Genomic DNA, 21,246 nt, shown 5'->3' with positions numbered 1-21,246 from the left:
TGTCGTTAGGACTGTTCCTTTTTGGCGATAACGGAGTCGATATTACCCTTCATGAAAAAGTCTCCTTCGGGAATATTGTCCCATTTGCCGGCAAGAATTTCACTGAATCCCCGGATGGTTTCGGACAAGGGGACGTATTCGCCCGGAATGCCGGAAAAGACTTCTGCGACATGGACGGGCTGGGAGAGGAATTTCTGGATTTTACGGGCGCGGCCAACAACCAGCTTGTCTTCTTCAGAGAGTTCGTCCATGCCGAGGATGGCGATCATATCCTGAAGATCTTTGTAGCGCTGGAGGATCTGCTGTACGCCGCGCGCCACGCGATAGTGCTCTTCTCCGACGATTTCCGGAGAAAGAGCGGCAGAGGTGGATGCTAACGGTTCAACGGCAGGGAACAGGCCTTGTGCCGCCAGGCTGCGTTCCAGTACGACGGTGGCATCCAGGTGGGCGAATGTGGTAGCTGGCGCCGGGTCCGTCAAGTCGTCTGCAGGCACGTAAACGGCCTGCATGGAGGTGATGGAGCCTTTTTGGGTCGAGGTGATACGTTCCTGCAGGTTGGCCATTTCCTCGGCCAGATTGGGCTGGTAGCCCACGGCGGAGGGAGTACGTCCCAGCAGGGCGGATACTTCGGAGCCGGCCTGCGAGAAGCGGAAGATGTTATCAATGAAAAGGAGCACGTCCTTGCCTTCTTCGTCGCGGAAATATTCCGCCATAGACAGAGCGGACAGTGCAACACGGAGACGGGCGCCCGGGGGTTCGTTCATCTGACCGTAAACGAGGGCTACTTTAGATTGCTCCGGATCCTCGATGTTGATGACGCCGGATTCAATCATTTCGTTGTACAAGTCGTTTCCTTCGCGCGTACGTTCGCCGACGCCGGCAAAGATGGAGAGGCCGCTTCGCGCCTTGGCGATGTTGTTGATCAATTCCATGATCAATACCGTCTTGCCGACACCGGCTCCGCCGAATGTGCCGACCTTGCCGCCTTTCAGGAAAGGGCAGATCAGATCGATGACCTTGATCCCGGTTTCGAGCACTTCGGTACTGTTGGCTTGTTCTGCCAGGGAGGGAGCGGGACGGTGGATGGAGTACTTTTTGTCGTATTTGACAGGGCCCCGTTCGTCCACGGCGTTGCCGAGGACATTGAAGATGCGGCCCAGTGTTCCTTCTCCGACGGGTACTTGGATGGGAGCTCCCGTGTCGCGTACGGGCATGCTCCGGCGCAAACCGTCCGTGGAGCTCATCGCGATGGTGCGTACCCAGCCGTCGCCGATGTGCTGCTGGACTTCCAGGACGAGTGTTTTGGGTTTTCCGTCAACGACGAGGTCGACTTCCAACGCATTCAGAAGGGAGGGAATCGACGGAGCCTGGGAAAAGTCCACGTCAACCACGGCGCCGATGATCTGGACGATGATGCCTGTATTCATAATGAGACGGTGAGGATGGGGGTGAAAATTGGTAACTTGAAATGGATGTTTGAAAGGATCAGAAATGCCGGAGATCTGTTATTCCATGGCTTTCATGGCGGTGGTGATTTCCAGAAGTTCGTTGGTGATCTGGTCTTGGCGGGCTTTGTTGTATTCCAGCGTCAGGTCATCAATGATACCATGGGCGTTTTCCGTAGCGGCCTTCATGGAAACCATACGGGCGGATTGTTCGGATGCCCGTGCCTCCAGTACGATCTGGACAAGGATATAGAAGAGGTAGAGGGGGAGAAGAGTTTTCAGGACTTCGTGGGGGGAGGGCTCCAGCTTGTAGGGCTGCTCGTCTTGATCGCGCAAGGCATGTCCGCCTTCCTGGACGAGTGCCTTGAGGGCTTCCGTATCAATCGGGAAGAGCTGGCGAATGACCGGCTTCTGCACCATGGTGTTGACGAAAGACGGGAATGCAACCAGAACACGTCCGTATTCCCCGTGCAGGAATTGCTGCATGAGGTAGTCGAAGACGGGGCGGAGTTCTAACAGTTGCAGTGGCTCGCTCAGACTCCAGGTTGCGTCGATGATGGCACCGACGCGGGCGAATGTGGCATTCAATTTGCGGCCCAGAGTGACAAAATGGGCCTGGGGAGATACCTGGGAGCGGACTTCTTTGAAGAGGTTCACGTTTAATCCGCCGCAGAGACCGCGATCCGTATTGACGACGAGTACCAGTTCTACATCGGAATGGTTGTCGCGCAGGAGGGGGTTGGATTGCTCCGCGATTTCGTCCCGAAGGTGGTAGAGCGCTTCGGCGAGGGCGCCTATATAGGATCTTCCCTTGAGAGCATGGTCTTGGGCGAGCCGCATCTTGGCGGATGCTACCATTTGCATCGCACGTGTAATTTGCGATGTATTCTTGACGGATTTGATTCTCCGCCGGATGTCTCTTGAATTTCCCATAATGGCTTAATTTGGTACGGTTCCTGCCTGGATCAGGACCAGATGGCCTTGAAACTTTCGATTGCCTGTTTGAGCTTGGAGTCGATGTCCTCCGTGAGTTCCTTGACGCGGTTGATTTCTTCAAGCAGATCTTCGTGCTTGTCCTGAAGATCCGTTTCCAGAGCGATCTGGAATTCTTTGATCCGGTTGACGGGAACGTCGTCCATGTAACCCTTCTGCATGGCGTAAAGGACGCCGGCTTCCAGACCAAGGGACATGGGTTCGTACTGTTTCTGTTTGAAAACTTCTACGATGCGGCTGCCTCGTTCCAGTTTGGCTTTTGTGGAGGGATCCAGATCTGAGCCGAACTGGGCAAAAGCCTGGAGTTCCGTGTACTGGGCGAGGTCCAGTTTCAGCGAACCTGCCAGTTTTTTGATGATCTTGGTCTGGGCGGCGGATCCGACGCGGGAGACGGAAATACCGACATTAATGGCCGGCCGCACCCCTTGGTAGAATAAATCCGTTTCGAGGAAAATCTGGCCGTCCGTGATAGAAATGACGTTGGTCGGGATGTAGGCGGATACGTCGCCTGCCTGGGTTTCAATAATGGGTAGAGCTGTCAGGGAGCCTCCTCCATGGGCGGAATTCAGGCGGGCTGCACGTTCCAGAAGGCGGCTGTGCAGATAGAACACGTCGCCGGGGTAGGCTTCGCGTCCGGATGGACGACGCAGGATGAGGGATACTTGACGATAGGCTACGGCATGCTTGGAAAGGTCGTCATAGACGATCAGGGCGTCTTCTCCCTGGTCCATGAAATATTCGCCCATGGCACAGCCGGCATAGGGAGCCAGGTACTGCATGGCGGCAGGATCCGAAGCGGAAGCGACGACGATGATGGAATAGGGCATGGTGCCCGTTTCTTCAAGCTTGGTGATGAGGCGTTTGACTTTGGATCTCTTCTGGCCGATGGCAACGTAGATATTGTAGAGGGGACGATGACCGGGCAGAAGTCCTGCTTCGGCTTTGCGGTTTTGTTCTCCTTGGGCAATCATCGTGTCCAAGGCAATGGCTGTTTTACCGGTGGAACGGTCGCCAATGATCAATTCACGCTGGCCTCGGCCAATCGGAATCATGGCATCCACAGGCAGAATTCCCGTCTGGACGGGTACGGAAACGGGTTCACGGGAGATGATGCCCGAGGCAATTTTTTCTACGGGATACCAGGCTTCGGCTGCAATTGGGCCTTTGCCGTCCAACGGTTCTCCGAGGGTGCTGACGACGCGTCCGAGCAGGGCGCGACCAACGGGCACGGAAAGGAGTTTCCCGGTGGTTTTGACTTCATCCCCTTCCTTCAATCCGGAATCGTCGCCGATGATGATGGCTCCGACTTCGTTTTCTTCCAGATTCATGGCCATGCCTTTAACTCCGCCGGGGAAATCGATCATTTCACTTAGCATGACGTTGCTCAGGCCTTCGATTTTTGCAACGCCGTCACCAACCGTCCGGATGACACCTACGTTTTCCTGGTTGATTGCTGTGCTGGCCTTGGTGATTTCAGCTTCCAGTTCTTGAAGAATGCTGTTCATGGAATTGTATTGGAGGAAAATTGGTTAGGGGGGAGGAAAATCAGAAATGAAGGGATTCGACGGATTGGCGGAGTTTGTCGATGCGCGTTTTCAAAGTACCGTCCAGTACGTTGTCACCTATTTGAAGATGAATGCCGCCGATTAATTCGGGGAGGATACTCCAGTCATAGTCCAGGCCCGGTCCGTATTTTTGTTCCAGCCCGGATGCGATGTCGGATTTTTCCGCATCTGTCAGAGGGACGGCGCTTTGTACGGTGACAGTTTTTTTGGCGAGTTCGAGACGGACGAGATTAGCGAATGCCGAGAGAAGGGGCAGGTAGTTTCTCGGCTTTCGTTCGGCCAGAGTCCGGGCGATTGTCCGGACACGGGCATGATCAAGAAAGCCGTTTACCATACATAGCTTCAGGAGCCTGCGTGCCTTGGTCTGGGTGTCCTTCGAAATTTTCATGATGAAGTTTCGCCTGAATGAAATAGAGGGAAAAGGGGAGATGGTGTCAGGATTTGATCTCCTGGATCAATTCCTGGTTAATGCGCCTGTGGTCTTCGTCTGTCAGCACCTTGCCGGAAACCTGGGCTGTGGCGAGCGCTACCATGCGGACAAAGTCTTTTTTGAGTTCTTCCCGTGCCTGTTTGGTCTCGATGGCAACGGCTTCTTCCGAACGGGCGATCATGTCGCGTGCCATACGGGCTGCCTCTTCTTCCTTGGATTGGAGTAGTTTGGAAGCTGCTTCCTTGGCCTTGACGACCTGTTCCTGGCCTTCCTGACCGGCTTTGACGAGTATCTCCTTGGCTTCCTTCTGGACAGAAGCCAGTTTACGTTCGCTTTCGGCACGCATGTATTCGGCTTCGGCGATGCGGTCTTTTCGCTTCTGGAGCATTTCCCGGATCGGCTTGAAGGCAAAAATGCGCAGGATGATGATCATCAGGATGAAGGCAATCAGGTTGGAGACAAGAGGCTCCCAACTCGTTACACCGAATGAAGCGAACGGGTTCCAGGACTGACTGCCGGCATCGGCGAGAATAGTAACGATCATAATTGAAGAAAAAGAATACGGGGTCAATCGTCCGGCCGGTATTGTATTCCTGACCGGACGATACCGAATCCGCTTAGTTAACGAAAATGGAGATCAGGGCAACCCCTTCAATAAGAGCCGCCAGAGTAATGGAAATAACCATGACGGAAGAGAAGGAGGAAGGGTTGCGTCCGGTTGCTTCCGCAGCCTTGGCGCCGATGATGCCGATACCGATGCCGGCACCGATGGTGGAAAGGCCGAAGCCGATGTTGTGAATATTGCCTGCTACTTCGGCAAGCATGGGAACGTATTCAATCATTTTATTTGGTCTCTATTTATTGGTTGTTGTCGAATCACCCTCACAGTTTGCCCATGATCCGGTGATGGAAAATGACGGTCCTTTGCTGTCAGGATCCTCCTTCTTTCAGTGGTGCATCGGAGGAATGATCCGGAACCGAGTCACCTACCTGCAGTTTCAGGAAAATAGCTGTCAGTAAGACGAAAACGAGCGCTTGGATGAACCCGATGAGTATTTCCATGGCCATGAACGGAAGGACGCAAAGGGTGCTGGCGATGGGGCCCCCTATTTCGGACATATGCTCAATGATGGTTTCTCCCGCGAAGATATTGCCGAACAAACGGGCGGCCAGGGCAATCGGGCGGATCATGATACTGAGGCATTCTACCAAGCCGACAAAGAGGAAAATCGGGACGAGGAGGAATCCCATAATGCCCTTGACTCCTCCCTTGGGACCGAAAATGTGAAGCAGGAAGTGTTTGATCCCCTGTTCCCGGATGCTCCAGATGAACCATAGGACGGCGAAAAACAGCCCCAGCATGAGCGTGGTATTCATGTCTGCGTTTGCCCCACGAAATGCGGGAACGACGACTCCGGCATCATTGACTGTCGTAACGATACCTACCCCGGGAATTAACCCCATGTAGTTGCTGCACAGGATCAGGATGAAAATAGTCCCGAAATACCAGAAGTATTTCTGAGTCAGATAGGGGCCCAGGATTCCCTGGACGAAGTTATAAAGAGCCTCGTAGATGGCTTCAATGACGTTTTGGATTCCGTGGGGGATTAATTCCATCTTCCGCGTTCCAAGCCATACAATCAGGCTGATTACACAGACTGCCAGAAACAGCATGACTGTCGAGTTGGAAAAGGGCAGTTCAATTCCCCCCGGAAGAGGTAGGGAAAACAGGTGCGGAGCATCCAGAGTCATGGCTCCGCTCGCTTCGGCCGAACCGGCTATGGTCAGAACTACTGCGGAAAACAGCCATGTGCGTAGGGATGCTAACATTTTAATTATGTGTTCAATAATTTCAACTCGCCCCATCCTTTCCTCATCTCTATCCTGAGGAAAACCACTCGGGCTGGCAAGCAGGAAAGTGGGATTTTACGGCATCGCAACCAGGATGGCGGCTCCTATTCCTAGGGATTCCGACCGGTTTCCCTGATATAGGAATGGAAGGGATATGTGTGTTCTTCCGGGAAGGCGCGTTCGGCATAATCCTGCCATGCGCGGTCTTCCTGCCAGTTGTCGCCTCGTTTTTCCGGAGGGATGATAGAGAGGTGTCCGCAATGGATCCAGGCATCAAGGACAAGAGCATCTTTCAGTCCTTTGCCCTTGGCATTGACGTATACGCAGCTATGCGAGCTGCCTTTGCCTTTGTCGCGCACGGTGAGACCCAGAGTGAAATAGTCGAGGCGGCGTCTGCGAAGTTCCCGGAACAAATCCTGCTGGTAGTGATAGCAGAGGCCACGGTCCAGGATGTGGCTGTTGACCATGATGTTATTGATCCACCCGAAAAACATGGCGTTATTGCTGCGGGCGATATTGGCGGACTGAATGTATGCCGTGTCGGCGAGCCAGTAGGCTTCTTCTTTGGCGGCTGTTTTTTGGGCTTGGCCCGGAGGCAGAAGTTTCAGAAAGTCCTGTTGCAGCTCGCTGATTTTGGCGGTGACGTAAGGGCTGGTGTCGTATGCCTTCGGCGGAGCCTGGCAGCACGATGTGATATTCCACACACAGAAAAGAGCCAGGATGGTAATGAACAGACGGTAAGGCATAAGATCGGAAGGGAAACTACCATTTCCATATGAAAATTCCAAAGGGAGAAAGATGAATTTGTGTCCTGATCTGTCCCGATGCTTGCTTGAAGTCCCATCCCTACCTATGCTGAAGTCGCTTTACTCTATTTATCATGCTGACAATCAAGAAACTTACCAAAGCGCACGCCGGAAGGACCCTGTTTCGGGAAACGGATATGACGATCAACTGGGGGGAACGTGTCGCCCTGGTCGGTCCCAATGGCGCGGGCAAATCCACTCTGTTCCGCATGATCCTTGGCGAGGATACGCCCGACGAGGGATCCATTAGCACGGATGAATATGGAGTGATCGGCTATTTGCCTCAGGAGGCGGGCGATCCCCGCGATGAGACGGTTCTTGAAATCGCGATGGGCGTAACGCCGGAATTGGCTGCCGCCCTTCGTGTCATCAAGGTCTCGGAACAGAGTGGTCGTATGAGTACGGAGGAATATGCCCATGCCATGGATACCTTTAGTGCCGCCAATGGGTACCAGTTGGAGCCGAAAGCCAAGAAGATTCTCAAAGGGCTCTCCTTCCGCGATAGCGATTTCGATCGTCCTGCCCGCGAAATGTCCGGCGGCTGGGTCATGCGTGCCCACCTTGCCAAATTGCTGGTGATGGAGCCGGATCTGCTCATGCTGGATGAACCGACCAACCACCTGGATCTCTTGTCCCTCCTCTGGCTCCAGCGATATTTGAAGAATTATCCCGGAGCTATCCTTCTGATTTCACACGACCGTGACTTTATGGACGAGCTCGTCGAAACTGTCTACGATATTGATGACGAAGAACTTGTTCCCTACCGTGGCAATTATAGCCGCTTTCTGGAACTCAAGGAACAACGTTATGAACAACTCCAGGCCGCCTATCGCAATCAGCAGAAGGAAATTGAACACATTCAGGGGTTTATCGACCGATTTCGTTCCGTGGCTTCCAAGGCGGGCCAGGTCCAGAGCCGCGTTAAGCAACTGGAACGCATGAAACTGGTGAATAGGCCGAAGGCCATTCGCAAGGTCTTCAAATTCAATTTCCCGCAACCTCAACGCAGTACTCAGAAGGTGATGGAACTGGAAAAAGTCGGGCAAGCATACGGTGACGTCCAGGTCTACAAGAACCTGGATTTGTTGATTGAGCGTGGAGACCGTATCGTCCTGGTCGGTCCGAACGGAGCCGGTAAATCCACCCTGCTGAAAATCCTTGCCGGAATTGTGCCCGTGAATGCGGGTAAACGCATCCCTGGGACGACGACTCGCATCGGCTATTTTTCCCAGACGCGTTCGGAAAATCTCAATCCGGACAACACGGTGCTGGAGGAAATCATGAAGTGCAGTGATGAAATCCGCGAGGAGGAAGCCCGTTCGATTCTCGGATCCTTCCTTTTCCGGCGGGCTGACGTACAGAAACGGGTTCAAGTACTTTCCGGTGGGGAAAAATCTCGTCTGAGTCTTGTCAAGTTCCTGGTTGATCCTCCGAATCTCCTGCTGATGGACGAACCGACAACCCACCTTGACCTCTTGTCCGTCGAGGCACTCGTGCAGGCGTTGAAGCATTACGAGGGGACTCTTGTCTTCATTTCGCACGATGTTCACTTCATCCGTTCATTGGCAGAGAAGACTCTCCACGTGAATCAGGGTACGGTTACGACATATGCCGGCGGTTACGATTATTATCTGGAAAAGTCGGGGATTCTGGATGACGAAAAGGGCGGTATCACTGCCTCCTGATTCTTTTTTCTCCGTCCTTCCCTTTTTCTTGTGATCGGAAAAAGATGAGAAGGACGGAGGACATTTCTACTGGCCTACATTGACTGGGAGGTATTTGACAGGCGAGGTTCCGACCGGATTCTTCAGCACGTAGGAGATGCGGTCTTCTCCGGAAAATCCTTGCTTGGGGGTATACACCACATCACCAGTGGGGGATACTCTGACGATTCCACCGTTAACCGTACGTGTGTTCCAGCTGATTTTCGTGGGGCCGGCCATGCTCAGAACGGATTGTCCGGGATTGGGAATCGTTAAAGGCATATTTGACGGAGTCGTGAGGGCGGCATCCATGGGAAGGTAGGATAAATCCCATTTCGGGAAGGCTTTTTTGTCAAGATATTCGGCGGCTCCGGCGGATGGCTTCAACTTAAAATGAGCGAAATATGGACGGACATCCCTCTGGCATTCTTCTGAAAGGCCGATGAGATAGCGATCGATCTTTGCCTGGTCGCGCACATTCTGATCATTCATGTCGCCTTGGACGAAGTCCCATTTGTACATGGGATCTTCATGGTTACGCATCCTTCTGATCGTGTTTTTGAGCGGTTGCCAGCCGAAGTCCACCGTATGTCCCAGCATCATGCTTGTAACAGGGTAGGACCAGTGGTGGGTTCCCTTGGTAGAGATCTTGTACCAACCTTCCTGCTTGATTTCTTCATGGGCCTTGTCCGAGGGGTCGAAGAGCTTGCGCATGTGTGTATCCGGGGAATCCTTCCAGTCGAAGTCTTCCAAGGATTTCATATAGTATCCGGCCCAGTTGCAGGTGGATTCTCCCCAGTAGCCGACGATAATTTCATCGGGGTCTCCATGGTGCCCGTGTTCGTGGAGGAAGAGGCCGTCGTTTCTGGTTTTCATCTCGTCGAGATCCAGCAGGCGTACGATATTCTTCGGTTGCCATTCCAACGGCCAGTAGGCGTAGCCTTCACGAGGGTATAGGCTGGCATGCATGCGGAAGGGATAACCGGGATAATAGGCGTAGAAGTCCTGGTGGCGGCGGCAGTTTTCATTCCACCATTGCATCAGGGATGTCGGATCGTCCAGCTTGCGAAGATCGTCCGATTTGACGAGAAGCAACAGGTTTTCGGAAATAAGTTCGCCCCACGGAGCAGGAGCTTCCCGGAGTTTTTTCCAAGTTTCGTTGTCCGTTTTGCCCAAGATGAATCGCGGGGCTTCCAGAACATTCTCGAAAATCACGGGAGCGTTTTGCAGGGCGACATCCTTGGGGACCTGGATGAAGACGATCCCTCCGTGCGGAGAGATAGCCGTAATTCTGGTTCCTTTCAACGGAAACCGACGTGTTGTATTCGGCGTGCTGGTTAGAGGCGGATCTTGGTGGATGCCTGCATGGACATGGTGGCCGATGATCAATTCCAGCGCGGCATTTGCCAATTCGGGAGGCAGGGTCACTGTGATAGGGGTTCCCGGCAGGGCATAAACCCCGGTAGATACCATTTCACGATCCCACTTGTCTCCTTTTGACGAGAGAAGAACTGTTTTTCTGACAGCTTTGGCATCCTTCGGAATTTCACCCAGCATATGTGCCAGACGGTGAGGGCCATAAGCTTTGAGTTCGTCCTGGGTGAGCGATTCCAGATATTTTTCCTCCAGATACAGGAGGCGCTTGGCTGCCGGATTTTTGATTGGTTTGTCGGTTGTGGGAACGATGCCTTGGGCGAGTGTCGCGAAGGCTTTCAGGTTGGCCTTGCGTTTGTCGGGAGATAGGGAACCCAGGGATTTTTCCTTTTGAAGGAGGATATGTGCGACGATTTTCTGATCCGAGTCGGAGAGATTATCGAGCCACTCGGAAATGTTTGTTTCATTTTTGCTGGCCAATTCCCGTTGGAGCTTGTTTCTGTGCTGGTCAAGGGCGGACGTTTTCGCCAGTGATTTTTTCTGGGAATCGTCAAGGATGGGGGTTAGGCAGTCCGTTCCTATGATTTCCCTTGGTTTGTCGTCACATTGCCAGGCGACGGTCAGATGATCGTTTCCTCCAGCCTGTTTATGCAAGACTTGAAGCTTGTATTTCTTGCCTTGTTCCAGCCTGATCGGTTGTGATTTGGCATCGTTCCTGAATGATTTACGCGGTGTATACACGTTTAGGCCGGCAATTTTTTCCAGATCGCCGCCGGTACTCAGCCACAATTCGGCGGTATCGTCTCCAGACAGCCAGAATGTGTAATTGCCGCTCCGGGGAACAGTGAGGATCGCAGTGTAGCGAGCTCCGTACTCTTCTCCGAGGGAATCAATATCCAACTCTTTGACAATACTCGTTCGCGTTGGCTTCCCATTTTTGTAGGCTTCCGTTTGGGTCATGTCGGCAACGGAACTGCCTCGTTGCCTTTCCCATATCTCTTGGGTAATACCATGGCGCGGTATATTGGCGAGAGGTTCCTGTTCGCCGGAAACGAGGCCGGCTGTCATAGTTGAAAGCAGAAGGATGAAGGATATTTTTACCATACTATAGATACAGGAGATCTTCCCTTTTTCTTTCAAATCCCATTCACAAACAAGGAGCTCCGGGATCTATCTCTCCTATTGCCCCGGGTTGCCATGACGTCTAACGCGTGAAGGATCAAAATTGTTTTGATTTTTACGAGCTGTCACCTTATTTTACTTCATGACTGCTGTGTGCGTCGCCGAATGGTCGGGTGGCCCGAACCGATAGTACATTATAATGGGGGCAGCCCCGTTGTTCCTATGAACCGTCCCTTGCGGATACTTCAGAAGAATGGCGGAAGTCCCCGCCCTACTGAGACACGGGAACGTGGCTCACCACCATAGACGGCACAGCGGTTTCTTTTTTTGGGGGATAAGCGAGAAAAATGGTTCCCCCATCTTGAAGTCGGCCTGAAACCTTGTGTCCGAATCCTGAAATGCGACAAGGCCGCTCCGGAAATGCGGAACGACCTTGTTTTCAGGAGAAAATCTTTACGGTGTTTTCGTAAGATTTATTTGCCTTGCTTCTCGTCCAGCTTCTGCTTGACGAGGGTTTCGATTTCGGCATACAGCTCGGCGTTATTCTTGAGGGCTTCCTTGGCTGCGTCACGGCCTTGGGCGATCTGGTTGCCGTTGTAACTAATCCAGGAGCCTCGCTTCTGAATGATATCGTATTCCATGGCGAGATCGAGCAGGCTGCCAACGGAGGAAATGCCTTCGTTGTACATGATATCGAATTCGCATTCCGTAAAGGGAGGCGCGACCTTGTTCTTGACGACTTTCAATTTGGTACGGTTGCCGCTGACGGAACCGTCCGAAGCTTTGATCTGACCGATACGACGGATGTCGACGCGGACGGAAGCGTAGAATTTGAGGGCGCGGCCTCCGGGAGTCGTTTCCGGGTTACCGAACATGACGCCGATTTTTTCGCGGATCTGGTTGGTGAAGATGCAAACCGTGCGAGCCTTTGAGATAAAGCTGGTCAGCTTGCGCAGGGCGGCGGACATCAGACGGGCTTGCGCGCCGACGGTGGAATCGCCGATTTCGCCTTCCAGTTCTTGCCTGGTGACGAGGGCGGCTACGGAGTCCACGACGATGACATCAATGGCGTTTGAACGGACGAGAGCTTCACAAATTTGGAGAGCTTCTTCTCCGGAGCTGGGCTGGGAGACGAGCAGATCGTCCAGATTGACACCCAGGCGGGAGGCATACTGGGGATCCAGCGCGTGTTCTACGTCAATGAAGGCGGCAAGGCCTCCGGCCTTTTGAGCCTGGGCAATGGCTGTCAGCGTCAATGTGGTCTTCCCGGAAGATTCCGGACCGAATACTTCCACAATACGACCTCGGGCGAAACCGCCCACGCCGAGAGCGCGGTCAATCAGGAGGTTCCCGGTCGGGATGACATCGACATCGCTCTTGTGAGTGTCGCCCAATCTCATGATGGCGGACTCACCAAAGTCTTTCTGGATCTGGGAGATAGCCAGATCAAGGTTGCGTTTGCGGGCTGCCGCCAGTTTTTCGGCATCAGCGGATTGAGGGGCTTCACTCGTCATAGTCAACGCAGTATAAATGGAGCGGATGAATATTCAAGCGCCCATCGGGTGAGCTGACAATTCTTTCCGTCACATGGCTCCGGGTCTCACGGAATTCCAATGTTTTTTGAGCCAGTTACGGATTGGTTCGTCGTATAGTTTCAGGCAGAGGACAGCCAGAATGATACTGCTTGCCAGAACAAGGGCGCCGAAGGGGATGGCCTCGGCTATAGGAATCTTGTTGTCGGCTACCCAGGCCGTGTAGAGGTAAATTAACGGATAGTGTGTAATGTAAAGCGGATACGACAATTCTCCAAGAAACTTGCAGAAACGTTTGGAACATGTCCCGCTGAGAACGCCGCTGGCTCCCAGGTAAACGACGAATGGGAAAACTGCAATAATGCAGAAAGCATCGTAGAGTCCGTTGAGATGGTAGTGTTCCTCTCCGCCGACATGGGGCATGCACATGACTCCGATGATGATGAGGCTGCACCACCAGAACGCGTGCTTGATCCGTGAGGGCTTGCAGATACGGAAGAGTAGAAGACCGCCGAAGAACGGGAAGACAAGCCGGGTCAATCCGACCTGGAGTTGCTCAATCGTCAGGCTCCATCCTCCGATATTGTTGCCCATCGTGTAGCACTGGTGTATCAGGGCACATCCGGCCAGAAAGACGAGAAATGCCAGCCAGATATTGGAAAGGCGCCTGATGAGAGTGGCATAGAGGATATTGGCCAGGTACTCGAAGAAAAGCGTCCAACCGGGACCGTTCAACGGATACATCTCCTGCCATCCCCGGATATCAAGTGAAAGAGGTACCGGCAGTAGAAGGCTTCCGGCCGCCATCACCGCCAGCATGAGCCAGAGAGGCGTTCCGGCGATACTGGGAAAAAGCTCCGAGGCCTGAGGATAGAAAAAAACGGCTCCCAGCACCATTCCCATGATGACCATAGGTTGGAGTCGGGTCAGGCGACGCTTGCAGAACTCCCACAAACTCATTTTTCCCCAGCGGTCATCGTAAGCATAGCCGATCACGAATCCGGAGAGAATGAAGAAAAAATCCACCCCCAGATAGCCGTGGTTGACGATTTGGTCCGTATGAAACTTCAGATCGGTAGCGCTGGCTTCGAAAATGTGGAAAATCACCACCATGATGGCGGCAACCCCGCGCAAGCCGTCCAGAATAACGTAGTGTGGCTTGGTTGGAAGGGCAGGGAGGTCCAGCTGAGTCATAGCATTTTTACGAACCGGGTACCGGCAATCTTTCATGCCGGAGCGGAATGCTTATGCTTGCCTCCGAAATATGGAATAAAAAAACAGCCGGAGGCGAACCTGCCGGCTGTTGGAAGAAGATACTCTCCCGGAAAATTCCGTGGAGGCTACTCTATTGATCGTCGTCCCTAGAGAAGGATCAGGAAGCGATGCCGAAGTGATCCTGAATGGAAGCGAAGATCTTATCCCTGCGGGAACGTGCCTTTTCCACGTCCCGGGTCTTCAGGGAGAATCTCAGGCGTTCCGCCGTGGCATCCGGCTTGTGGACGGTGACATGGCACCACCACACGCCGCGGTTGTTCCAGAGGTGATGATTGGGGTTGTCGTCGTTGATTCGCAGTGCGATTTTGGTTTGAGTTTTCATAATAATTGCGTTCTATGAAATGGTTCGTTCGGACTTGGAGCAAAGCATTTTTTCCTGCCCGAGAGGAGATTTTGATCGTATCCGGTAGCTGCCTTGCATATAATGAAACAACTTTTTCTCCGGAAATGTTCAAAAAAATTTCTGAATCCCTTATTTTTCCGGCCTTCCCTCATCTCCGGGAGCTTCGGCAACTAATCGAGGACTTTTTCCAGCTTTCCGTCTCTTGCCAGAGCAGAAGATAACGGAGACCCTTTAAGAAGGATTTCCCGTGCTGTTTTACCAGCCTTGTTCCTGATGGAGGGATCTGTTCCGTGATCCAGCAGAAAACGAGCCATTTCGAGAGCTGATTGTCGGAAGACAATATGATCGGAAAAACATCAGGCGAGTATTCATTTTCGTAATAGGAAACGATGCCCCCAATTTCCTGGCGCTCCTCAGGTGTCCATTTGGGGTGATAGGTGATGTTGGACGACTGCGAGAAAATGATCCAGGCGGCAGTGAATAAAACGATGGCCGCAAGAATAAGTCCAGCAGACTCTGGCTGTGCGTTTCATGAGGTTTTTTTGCCTGTTGGGGGCGGTTTGGATGTGCCCAATGTGTGCTGTAACAATTCTTGAACGTGTGGAGATGAAGCAGCTTTGAGAAGCAATGTCCGGGGTGTTTCGAGGTGTTTTGCCTGTTGGTCGGGATCGGCACCAAGCTGGATGAGGTAGAGGAGGAATTCATTCAGCTCCTTGATGTTGGATTCGGAGGGTTGAAATTGAAGTGCTAGCAAGTCAAGTGTCAACTGGGCAAGTTCTTTTCTGGTATGGCACGGTGGGGTGGATGGGGCCGTTGGTATGGATTGTTGCAACTGGAGCCATTCCCGGTTGCTTTCCGGGCCTGCTTCCAGAAAGACTTTGGCCATTTCAAAACAATCGGGACGATACAATGAGATATTCCAGATGTATGATTTCCCGTCAGGCATGGTGACAGGTGCTCCAGATTGGACGAGCTTGCGGACAACTTTCGAGTATCTCATAAAAAAAGGGAACTGGATTTGTGACCGTGAATCCTCCAATGTGGCTGCTGTGGTGAAAAGTCTGAAGTTGGGCGCCAAATCCAATAGGTTGAGAATGAGTTGCTCCCGATCCTGGAATGTCCCTGTTGAAAGACAGGCGATATCAATAAGAGTCAATTCTTTCTGGTCGCTTACGGTCGTTATGTAAGGGTCTGCTCCATGCTGTAAGAGTACCCTTACGAGTTCCATGCGTGATTCCAGAGGAATCGGTTCTTTTTTGAGATATGGCGAAATGCACACGAACATCAGGGGCGTATAGCCTTGCGTGGATGATTCGGAGCGGGAGCTGAGATTGGGGTCTGCGCCTTCTTCGAGCAATCGTTTGGCAAGCCTGTTTTTGCCGGTCGCGCAAGCCTGTGTCAGCAGGGACCAATAGTCTGAATCGTAGATGAGGGGATTTCCTGTTTTAGCTGTTTGGCGAATCGCATTCAGCTTTTTCTGGAGCATATGATTGGCTTTATAGCGGATGATATATTTCTGAATGGATTCCTGTGCCTTGATTGGCAGGTGGCGAACGAGATTCGCGATGAAGCCGTATTCTGGTGAATTGACTTGCATGTACCCAATGCCCATCGAAGGCATGACGTACAGTGTTTCTGCGTCTAGCACATCGTTCCAATAATTGGCGATCTCGGCGATTTCCTGCCGTTCTTCAGGAGTCCATTTGGAGTGGTAGGTGATTCCGCGTGGCCAGAGGAGTGTGAGGATTGCCCCGCAAATCAACAGGAGACTGGTCAATAAGATGACGTGGCGAGTTGATGGACGGAAGGAGATCATGAAAAGAGAAAAAAATCCTATGAATCCAAAGCTAGCGAATGTTTGTAGCATTTCCAAGAAGAATCACCGGAGGAAGTTCCGGGGGTGGTAGGTCAGTTGTTTCCTTTGGGTGACTGTTAATTTTGATGCATCTACATGCGGCGGGACCGTTTTTCTCCCGGACTTGGCAAAGCGGATATTCAGGAAAAAAGAAAAACTGCCCTACCGGAACCGGTAGAACAGTTTTTGAAAAGGGTTTGTTAATGTGTGCGGCTACTGTGATTGAGCCTGGTATCCGTTGGCGTTTGCCTGATGCCTTTTTAGGCAGCGATACCGAAGTGGCGCTGAATCGAAGCAAAGATTTTATCTCTGCGTTCGCGCGCTTTATCAATATCTCGGGTTTTCAGGGAAAATCTCAGACGTTCCGCTGTGGAGTCCGGTTTGTGGACTGTTACATGGCACCACCAGACACCACGGTTATTCCACAAGTGGTGATTGGGGTTATCGTCATTGATTCGAAGGGCAATCTTGGTTTGAGCTTTCATCTTTTTGATTTATGGCACGGAACCTATGTTTAATACGTTAGGAGGATACGATTCCTTTCAATCTTTCCTCAAGGTGCCTCTCTCAACAGACCGTCCCGTATTGAAGTTATTTTCGGAACGACAAGCACCTGCGTAGGTTGGGACCCCCGCAGGCACTCAGTGTTCAAAAAACGTTCGAAGACAGAATGTTTTTACAGGAGGCCTGCTTTTTTCAGGGTGTTGTACGCACCGTTCTTGTTGATTGTACGCAGGGCTTTCACAGAGATTTTCATACGAATGAACTGGCCCAGTTCGGGAACCCAGATGCGTTTTTCTTGAAGATTAGGATAAACGGTACGATTGACAGTCTTGGTCACGTGGCGACCGATACCGCCCTTTTTCTTGGCGAGACCGGAGCGGTGAATGCGACGGCCGGTGTGCGGGACAGAGCCTCGGATGATGCAGATACGGGACATGGCAATCAGGTGTTAATGGTTACGGGAGAAGAAGGATAGCCTATATCCAGACGAGGTCAAGAATAACTGATAAAAATTTTACGATTTTTTTATAAAAGACGGTTCGTTCTGTTTTTTCATCGGCGAATCCTTCTCGTTGATTTTATTGCCAGAACACAGGTGATGCTTGACCCGGCGGGTTGACTCGCTGTCAAATAGGACGATGCAAGAGAACAAGTACGCGATTTTTTCCGAGTGTGGTCAGCCGCAGGACAAGCTTCAAGTGATGACCGGGCCTGTGACGGAGCCGCAAAAGGGTGAGGTGATGGTGCGCATGCTTGCGGCGCCGATCAATCCCGCCGATGTCAATTTTGTGCAAGGGGTGTATGGGTTGAAGCCCGTGTTTCCCGATTCCAGAGCAGGACTGGAAGGTTATGGAGTTGTCGAGGAATCGGCGGCTCCCGGCCTTGTTTCCGGTGACCGTGTCATTATGTTGCGCGGGATAGGGTCGTGGAGTCGGTTCCTGACGGCCCCGGCGGACTCTTTTCTTAAGGTTGCGGATGAAGTGGATCCCTTCCAGGCAGCCATGCTCAAGGTGAATCCGTTAACGGCCCTGCGTATGCTGGAAGGCTTTGTCGATCTCAAACCCGGCGACTGGGTTGTCCAGAATGCTTCCAACTCCGGTGTCGGACGATGCCTGATTCAGATTGCGAAGCAGATGGGTGTTAAAACGATCAATTTTGTCCGCCGCCCGGATGATCTCCGAGACGAACTGACGACCCTAGGCGCCGACCTTGTCGTCGGCGAAGACGAGCAGGATGTCGTGAAGAAAACGCTGGAATTGACGGGCGGCGTGCGCCCCCTGCTGGCATCCAATGCCGTGGGTGGAGAAAGCGCCCTGCGCCTGATGGACATGCTGGCTCCTGGCGGCACGATGGCTACCTTTGGCGCGATGAGCAAGAAGAGTATCAAGGTGCCGAACGGCTTCCTGATTTTCAAGGGCATCTGCCTCAAGGGGCTTTGGGTGACCCAGTGGCTGAAGGCTTCTCCCCGTGAGGAGATCGAAGCTGCCTATGCCCGCCTGGCAGGTTGGATGGCTTCCGGAGAATTGAGTCAGGCCGTGGATACGGTGTACGCTCTTGATGATATTCGCGAAGCAGCCGCTAAGGCTCAGGAGGAGTTCCGCAACGGAAAGATCATCCTCGATCTGGGCAAGTAAGCCCTTTCTCCCTTGTTTGATATCAACAAAAATCCCCGTGCGGCCTGTTTGAGCTGCACGGGGATTCTATGTTTGAGGGGGTGTCTTGTGTGTGGGTGGGATCAGTTGTCGGCATGGTCGGCGCCGATATCAACGCCGCTCCACGCCTGCCGGTTGGTCCAGTCCTTGCAGGGTTCCTTCCAGAAAGGGGCATCGGGGGCAAGGCCGAGGGGCAGGAAGACGGCGGCGCACAGGTACTGGCTGCCGGTGTTGATGTAGTACTCCGACATGTTGATCTGGCTGCCGCAGAAGCCGATGGTGAGCCAGCCGTCCTTGTCAAAGGTGTTGGGGGCTTCCATTTGGCGTTTCATGACGGAGGTCAGGGCGCAACGCACCTGCTGAGGGGTGACTTTCGAGGGCAGTTTGTTCAGCAGAGCCGCCTGGGCAAGAGCCTGGAATGCCCCGAAACGGTAGGTGATGGAGCGGCCGACGACGGGGTAGGTGCCTTCCGGCGAGATCTGGCGTTCCTGGATGGCGGCATAGCGGGAGAGGCGCTTGTACTGGGTGTTGAGGAAGTCGGCGCCCTCCATCTTGTGCTTGTCCATGACGCGGAGGATGTCTGTGAGCATGGGGTGGATGACGAAGCTGTTGTAGTAGTCGTTGTGGACTTTGACTCCGTCGCCATAGATGCTGTCTCCGTAGTACCACTTGTCGCGGAATTTGACGACGCCGTCCATGAGGCGCTTGGAGTCGCATTCTCCGGTGAGTTCCTGAAGCCCGGCTTCGACCATGGAGGCGAAGAGGAGCCAGTTGCTTTGCCCCGGTGTGATCTTGCGCGTCTTTTTCATGGCCTCGATGAGGTTGTTGCGTGTTTTCTCGTCGAGATTGCCGAGGAGTTGCTTCGGGGCCCGGAGGATGCCCTGGATGAGGAAGGCGGTGTCCACCAGAGGCTGGGATGGCTTGTCGAAAACCATGTAGTCCGGCGATTCAGGATCGACGGCGTTGGCGATGGCTTTGAGCGTCAGGTCGATGTACTTCTTGCGAAGCTTGCCTTCGGGGGTGTTGTCGGGGCCGAGCTCCAGCCATGGGGCGATGCCGCAGACGAGGCGTCCGAAGGATTCCAGATGAGCGAAGGGGGATCTCGTCTTGTTGCGGGCGACAACGGGCATGTTCTTGCGAAGCGTGTTGTTGGCAAGGTTCTTCAGGACGGGGTCCGAGATTTTTGTCAGGCTCTGCACCCAGTAGGCGCGTTCCTGCGTGCCGTTGGTGTGTGGGTCAGCGGCGTGGAGTACCCCCATGCCCAGGAGGGCAGAGGCGGTGAGGATGAGGCGAGGAAGGATTTTCATGGGCAGGGTTGGTGTGTGTGAGTTCAGGATGGGGTGTTGTCGGGGATGGATTGGAGGAATTCCTTGAAGACGGGGTCGAGTTGCAGGGTGTCGTTCTGCGTCTTCTGCAGCTTTTTGAGCTTGGCGAAGAGTTCCTTCATGACGGGGATGGAGGCGGGGTCTTCTGCGAGATCCTTCATTTCCGAGGGGTCGTCTTTGCGGTTGAAGAGGCGCACGCGCTTGATCTTCGGGTAGATGAGCATCTTCCATTCCGCCGTTCGTATCATGCGCTGGGTGCCCATGTAGGAGCCGTAGATATCCTGCTCTCCGGCACGTTTTCCTTGCAGACTGGGGGCGAGGCTCGGGAAGGCGATGTGTTCCTGTTTGGGGATGCCTGCGAGTTCCAGTGTTGTGGGCATGATGCTCTGGATGTAGATGGGTTCCCGAACGGTGGATTTGCGCTCGATGCCGGGGCCTGCGATGAAGAAGGGCACCCTGATGGCGGGTTCGTACATGTTCTGCTTGCCGATCATGCCATGGTCTCCCATGGCGACGCCCTGGTCGGCAGTGAAGATGACGTAGGTGGGCGTAGTGACCTCTTGGGAGAGGGTATTCAGGATGCGCCCGATCTGGTCATCCATGTGGGTGATCATCGAGTAGTATTCCCGGCGGTTGGTCTTGATGGAAAGCGGTGTCCGGGGGAAGGGCGCAAGCCACTCGTCGCGCAACTTGGGACCGGCTCCGATGTCGCGGCAGTAGGGGTACTCCGGCATGAAGGAATCGGGCAGTTTGATCTTGTCCACCGGGTACTTGTTCAGGTATTTGGCGTAGGATTGGTGGGGGTCGTGCGGGGCGTTGAAGGCCACGTACATGAAGAAGGGTTTGGCGGATTTGCCTGCCTGCTTCAGGAAGCCGCATGCCTCATCGGCGACAACTTCGCTCCAATGTCTGCCGCCTTTCCAATAGCCGCCCTGGCTTTGGTCATCGGGACGCCAGGCGTCGGGTTTGCCGGGGATGAACTTGCGGTCGTAGCAGAGCTGGGTTTGTTCCGGCATGCCGCCGCGTTCGGTGCCGACGTGGTCGAAGACTTGCTTGGAACCAACGCTTTTGACGTGCCATTTGCCAGTGAAGTAAGTCTCGTAACCGCCCTGGTGCATCAGTTCCGGCCAAAGGGGCGTTTTGTCTTTGGCTCGGTCATATTTGGCAGCCTTCCAGACGGTTTTGCCCGTGTTGAGCATGGTGCGGCTGGCCTGGCAGATAGCGGGTGTCCAGGAGCCGGGGTTAAAGGCCTGTTCGAAGCAACAACCCTGATCGCGCAATTTATCCAGATGAGGGGTCTGGACGCTTCCGTCGCCCGTAGTGCCCAGGGCATCAAAGGCGAGGTCATCGGCGAAAATGAACAGGATGTTTGGTGGCGTCCCGCCCGCGTCGGGAGGGTCGGCGGCAATGGCAGACAAGGCAAGGCCTGCCCCCGCGATGCAGGAGAAAAGAGAAAAGCGAAAGTTCATTG

General features: G+C 53.4%; 20 protein-coding genes. 3 read left to right on the top strand and 17 right to left on the bottom strand.

Annotated elements, in window-relative coordinates; genetic code table 11:
• Positions 1–5: 5 nt before the first annotated feature.
• From atpD to QET93_RS01400, 8 genes are all read right to left on the bottom strand, one after another.
• Positions 6–1,427, bottom strand: a complete 1,422-nt coding sequence (atpD, locus tag QET93_RS01435) for a F0F1 ATP synthase subunit beta (RefSeq protein WP_280125857.1) — start codon at positions 1,425–1,427, stop codon at positions 6–8.
• A 78-nt stretch (positions 1,428–1,505) separates the two neighbouring features.
• Positions 1,506–2,378 (bottom strand): ATP synthase F1 subunit gamma, encoded by an 873-nt coding sequence (gene atpG / locus QET93_RS01430; protein WP_280125856.1) that lies wholly within the window; start codon positions 2,376–2,378, stop codon positions 1,506–1,508.
• Between the two features lie 32 nt (positions 2,379–2,410).
• Positions 2,411–3,943, bottom strand: coding sequence for a F0F1 ATP synthase subunit alpha (gene atpA / locus QET93_RS01425; protein ID WP_280125855.1), 1,533 nt, complete (start codon positions 3,941–3,943; stop codon positions 2,411–2,413).
• A 40-nt stretch (positions 3,944–3,983) separates the two neighbouring features.
• Positions 3,984–4,391 (bottom strand): F0F1 ATP synthase subunit delta, encoded by a 408-nt coding sequence (locus QET93_RS01420; RefSeq protein ID WP_280132997.1) that lies wholly within the window; start codon positions 4,389–4,391, stop codon positions 3,984–3,986.
• A gap of 46 nt (positions 4,392–4,437) precedes the next feature.
• Positions 4,438–4,977, bottom strand: a complete 540-nt coding sequence (locus QET93_RS01415) for an ATP synthase F0 subunit B (RefSeq protein WP_280125853.1) — start codon at positions 4,975–4,977, stop codon at positions 4,438–4,440.
• 73 nt (positions 4,978–5,050) lie between these two features.
• Entirely contained in the window at positions 5,051–5,275 is a 225-nt protein-coding gene (locus tag QET93_RS01410) for an ATPase (RefSeq protein WP_280125852.1), read from the bottom strand.
• Between the two features lie 88 nt (positions 5,276–5,363).
• Entirely contained in the window at positions 5,364–6,263 is a 900-nt protein-coding gene (gene atpB, locus QET93_RS01405) for a F0F1 ATP synthase subunit A (RefSeq protein WP_280125851.1), read from the bottom strand.
• 131 nt (positions 6,264–6,394) lie between these two features.
• On the bottom strand, positions 6,395–7,030 hold the full coding sequence (locus tag QET93_RS01400; RefSeq protein ID WP_280125850.1) for a hypothetical protein: 636 nt from the start codon (positions 7,028–7,030) through the stop codon (positions 6,395–6,397).
• A gap of 134 nt (positions 7,031–7,164) precedes the next feature.
• Between QET93_RS01400 and abc-f the strand changes: the two genes are divergently transcribed.
• A complete protein-coding gene (gene abc-f, locus QET93_RS01395) occupies positions 7,165–8,775 on the top strand; it encodes a ribosomal protection-like ABC-F family protein (RefSeq protein ID WP_280132996.1) in 1,611 nt (536 codons plus the stop codon).
• A 66-nt stretch (positions 8,776–8,841) separates the two neighbouring features.
• Here abc-f and QET93_RS01390 read toward each other — a convergent pair whose 3' ends face one another.
• From QET93_RS01390 to QET93_RS01365, 6 genes are all read right to left on the bottom strand, one after another.
• Entirely contained in the window at positions 8,842–11,271 is a 2,430-nt protein-coding gene (locus QET93_RS01390) for a M60 family metallopeptidase (RefSeq protein WP_322190057.1), read from the bottom strand.
• A 491-nt stretch (positions 11,272–11,762) separates the two neighbouring features.
• Positions 11,763–12,803 carry a recombinase RecA gene (gene recA / locus QET93_RS01385; RefSeq protein ID WP_280125847.1) on the bottom strand — a complete coding sequence of 347 codons (1,041 nt, stop codon included), beginning with the start codon at positions 12,801–12,803 and terminating at the stop codon, positions 11,763–11,765.
• A 69-nt stretch (positions 12,804–12,872) separates the two neighbouring features.
• Positions 12,873–14,015, bottom strand: a complete 1,143-nt coding sequence (locus QET93_RS01380) for an acyltransferase (RefSeq protein WP_322190056.1) — start codon at positions 14,013–14,015, stop codon at positions 12,873–12,875.
• A 178-nt stretch (positions 14,016–14,193) separates the two neighbouring features.
• On the bottom strand, positions 14,194–14,418 hold the full coding sequence (locus tag QET93_RS01375; protein WP_280125845.1) for a hypothetical protein: 225 nt from the start codon (positions 14,416–14,418) through the stop codon (positions 14,194–14,196).
• A gap of 191 nt (positions 14,419–14,609) precedes the next feature.
• Positions 14,610–14,753 carry a hypothetical protein gene (locus tag QET93_RS01370; protein WP_280132993.1) on the bottom strand — a complete coding sequence of 48 codons (144 nt, stop codon included), beginning with the start codon at positions 14,751–14,753 and terminating at the stop codon, positions 14,610–14,612.
• 215 nt (positions 14,754–14,968) lie between these two features.
• Positions 14,969–16,255, bottom strand: a complete 1,287-nt coding sequence (locus tag QET93_RS01365; RefSeq protein ID WP_280132992.1) for an ankyrin repeat domain-containing protein — start codon at positions 16,253–16,255, stop codon at positions 14,969–14,971.
• Positions 16,256–16,380: 125 nt separating this feature from the next.
• Between QET93_RS01365 and QET93_RS01360 the strand changes: the two genes are divergently transcribed.
• The gene (locus QET93_RS01360) at positions 16,381–16,812 is read left to right on the top strand and encodes a hypothetical protein (protein WP_322190055.1); all 432 of its coding nucleotides are present in this window, start codon (positions 16,381–16,383) and stop codon (positions 16,810–16,812) included.
• 158 nt (positions 16,813–16,970) lie between these two features.
• On the opposite strand, the gene rpmB is transcribed toward QET93_RS01360, so the two are convergent.
• The gene (rpmB, locus tag QET93_RS01355; RefSeq protein ID WP_280125841.1) at positions 16,971–17,234 is read right to left on the bottom strand and encodes a 50S ribosomal protein L28; all 264 of its coding nucleotides are present in this window, start codon (positions 17,232–17,234) and stop codon (positions 16,971–16,973) included.
• Positions 17,235–17,436: 202 nt separating this feature from the next.
• Between rpmB and QET93_RS01350 the strand changes: the two genes are divergently transcribed.
• A complete protein-coding gene (locus QET93_RS01350) occupies positions 17,437–18,432 on the top strand; it encodes a 2-enoyl thioester reductase domain-containing protein (RefSeq protein ID WP_280132990.1) in 996 nt (331 codons plus the stop codon).
• 101 nt (positions 18,433–18,533) lie between these two features.
• On the opposite strand, the gene QET93_RS01345 is transcribed toward QET93_RS01350, so the two are convergent.
• Both QET93_RS01345 and QET93_RS01340 read right to left on the bottom strand, forming a co-directional pair.
• A complete protein-coding gene (locus QET93_RS01345; protein ID WP_345786062.1) occupies positions 18,534–19,709 on the bottom strand; it encodes a DUF2264 domain-containing protein in 1,176 nt (391 codons plus the stop codon).
• Positions 19,710–19,780: 71 nt separating this feature from the next.
• Entirely contained in the window at positions 19,781–21,244 is a 1,464-nt protein-coding gene (locus QET93_RS01340; protein ID WP_280132988.1) for a sulfatase-like hydrolase/transferase, read from the bottom strand.
• Between the last annotated feature and the right edge of the window lie 2 nt (positions 21,245–21,246).

This window comes from Akkermansia sp. N21116 (assembly GCF_029854705.2).
Lineage (GTDB): Bacteria > Verrucomicrobiota > Verrucomicrobiia > Verrucomicrobiales > Akkermansiaceae > Akkermansia.
This window is presented reverse-complemented; position numbering and strand designations above follow the sequence as displayed.

Bases quoted from the DNA above. Each gene is read 5' to 3' on its own strand.
- atpD (WP_280125857.1), bottom strand. From the start codon at position 1,427: ATGAATACAGGCATCATCGTCCAGATCATCGGCGCCGTGGTTGACGTG.
- atpG (WP_280125856.1), bottom strand. From the start codon at position 2,378: ATGGGAAATTCAAGAGACATCCGGCGGAGAATCAAATCCGTCAAGAAT.
- atpA (WP_280125855.1), bottom strand. From the start codon at position 3,943: ATGAACAGCATTCTTCAAGAACTGGAAGCTGAAATCACCAAGGCCAGC.
- QET93_RS01420 (WP_280132997.1), bottom strand. From the start codon at position 4,391: ATGAAAATTTCGAAGGACACCCAGACCAAGGCACGCAGGCTCCTGAAG.
- QET93_RS01415 (WP_280125853.1), bottom strand. From the start codon at position 4,977: ATGATCGTTACTATTCTCGCCGATGCCGGCAGTCAGTCCTGGAACCCG.
- QET93_RS01410 (WP_280125852.1), bottom strand. From the start codon at position 5,275: ATGATTGAATACGTTCCCATGCTTGCCGAAGTAGCAGGCAATATTCAC.
- atpB (WP_280125851.1), bottom strand. From the start codon at position 6,263: ATGTTAGCATCCCTACGCACATGGCTGTTTTCCGCAGTAGTTCTGACC.
- QET93_RS01400 (WP_280125850.1), bottom strand. From the start codon at position 7,030: ATGCCTTACCGTCTGTTCATTACCATCCTGGCTCTTTTCTGTGTGTGG.
- abc-f (WP_280132996.1), top strand. From the start codon at position 7,165: ATGCTGACAATCAAGAAACTTACCAAAGCGCACGCCGGAAGGACCCTG.
- QET93_RS01390 (WP_322190057.1), bottom strand. From the start codon at position 11,271: ATGGTAAAAATATCCTTCATCCTTCTGCTTTCAACTATGACAGCCGGC.
- recA (WP_280125847.1), bottom strand. From the start codon at position 12,803: ATGACGAGTGAAGCCCCTCAATCCGCTGATGCCGAAAAACTGGCGGCA.
- QET93_RS01380 (WP_322190056.1), bottom strand. From the start codon at position 14,015: ATGACTCAGCTGGACCTCCCTGCCCTTCCAACCAAGCCACACTACGTT.
- QET93_RS01375 (WP_280125845.1), bottom strand. From the start codon at position 14,418: ATGAAAACTCAAACCAAAATCGCACTGCGAATCAACGACGACAACCCC.
- QET93_RS01370 (WP_280132993.1), bottom strand. From the start codon at position 14,753: ATGGCTCGTTTTCTGCTGGATCACGGAACAGATCCCTCCATCAGGAAC.
- QET93_RS01365 (WP_280132992.1), bottom strand. From the start codon at position 16,255: ATGATCTCCTTCCGTCCATCAACTCGCCACGTCATCTTATTGACCAGT.
- QET93_RS01360 (WP_322190055.1), top strand. From the start codon at position 16,381: ATGCATCTACATGCGGCGGGACCGTTTTTCTCCCGGACTTGGCAAAGC.
- rpmB (WP_280125841.1), bottom strand. From the start codon at position 17,234: ATGTCCCGTATCTGCATCATCCGAGGCTCTGTCCCGCACACCGGCCGT.
- QET93_RS01350 (WP_280132990.1), top strand. From the start codon at position 17,437: ATGCAAGAGAACAAGTACGCGATTTTTTCCGAGTGTGGTCAGCCGCAG.
- QET93_RS01345 (WP_345786062.1), bottom strand. From the start codon at position 19,709: ATGGGGGTACTCCACGCCGCTGACCCACACACCAACGGCACGCAGGAA.
- QET93_RS01340 (WP_280132988.1), bottom strand. From the start codon at position 21,244: ATGAACTTTCGCTTTTCTCTTTTCTCCTGCATCGCGGGGGCAGGCCTT.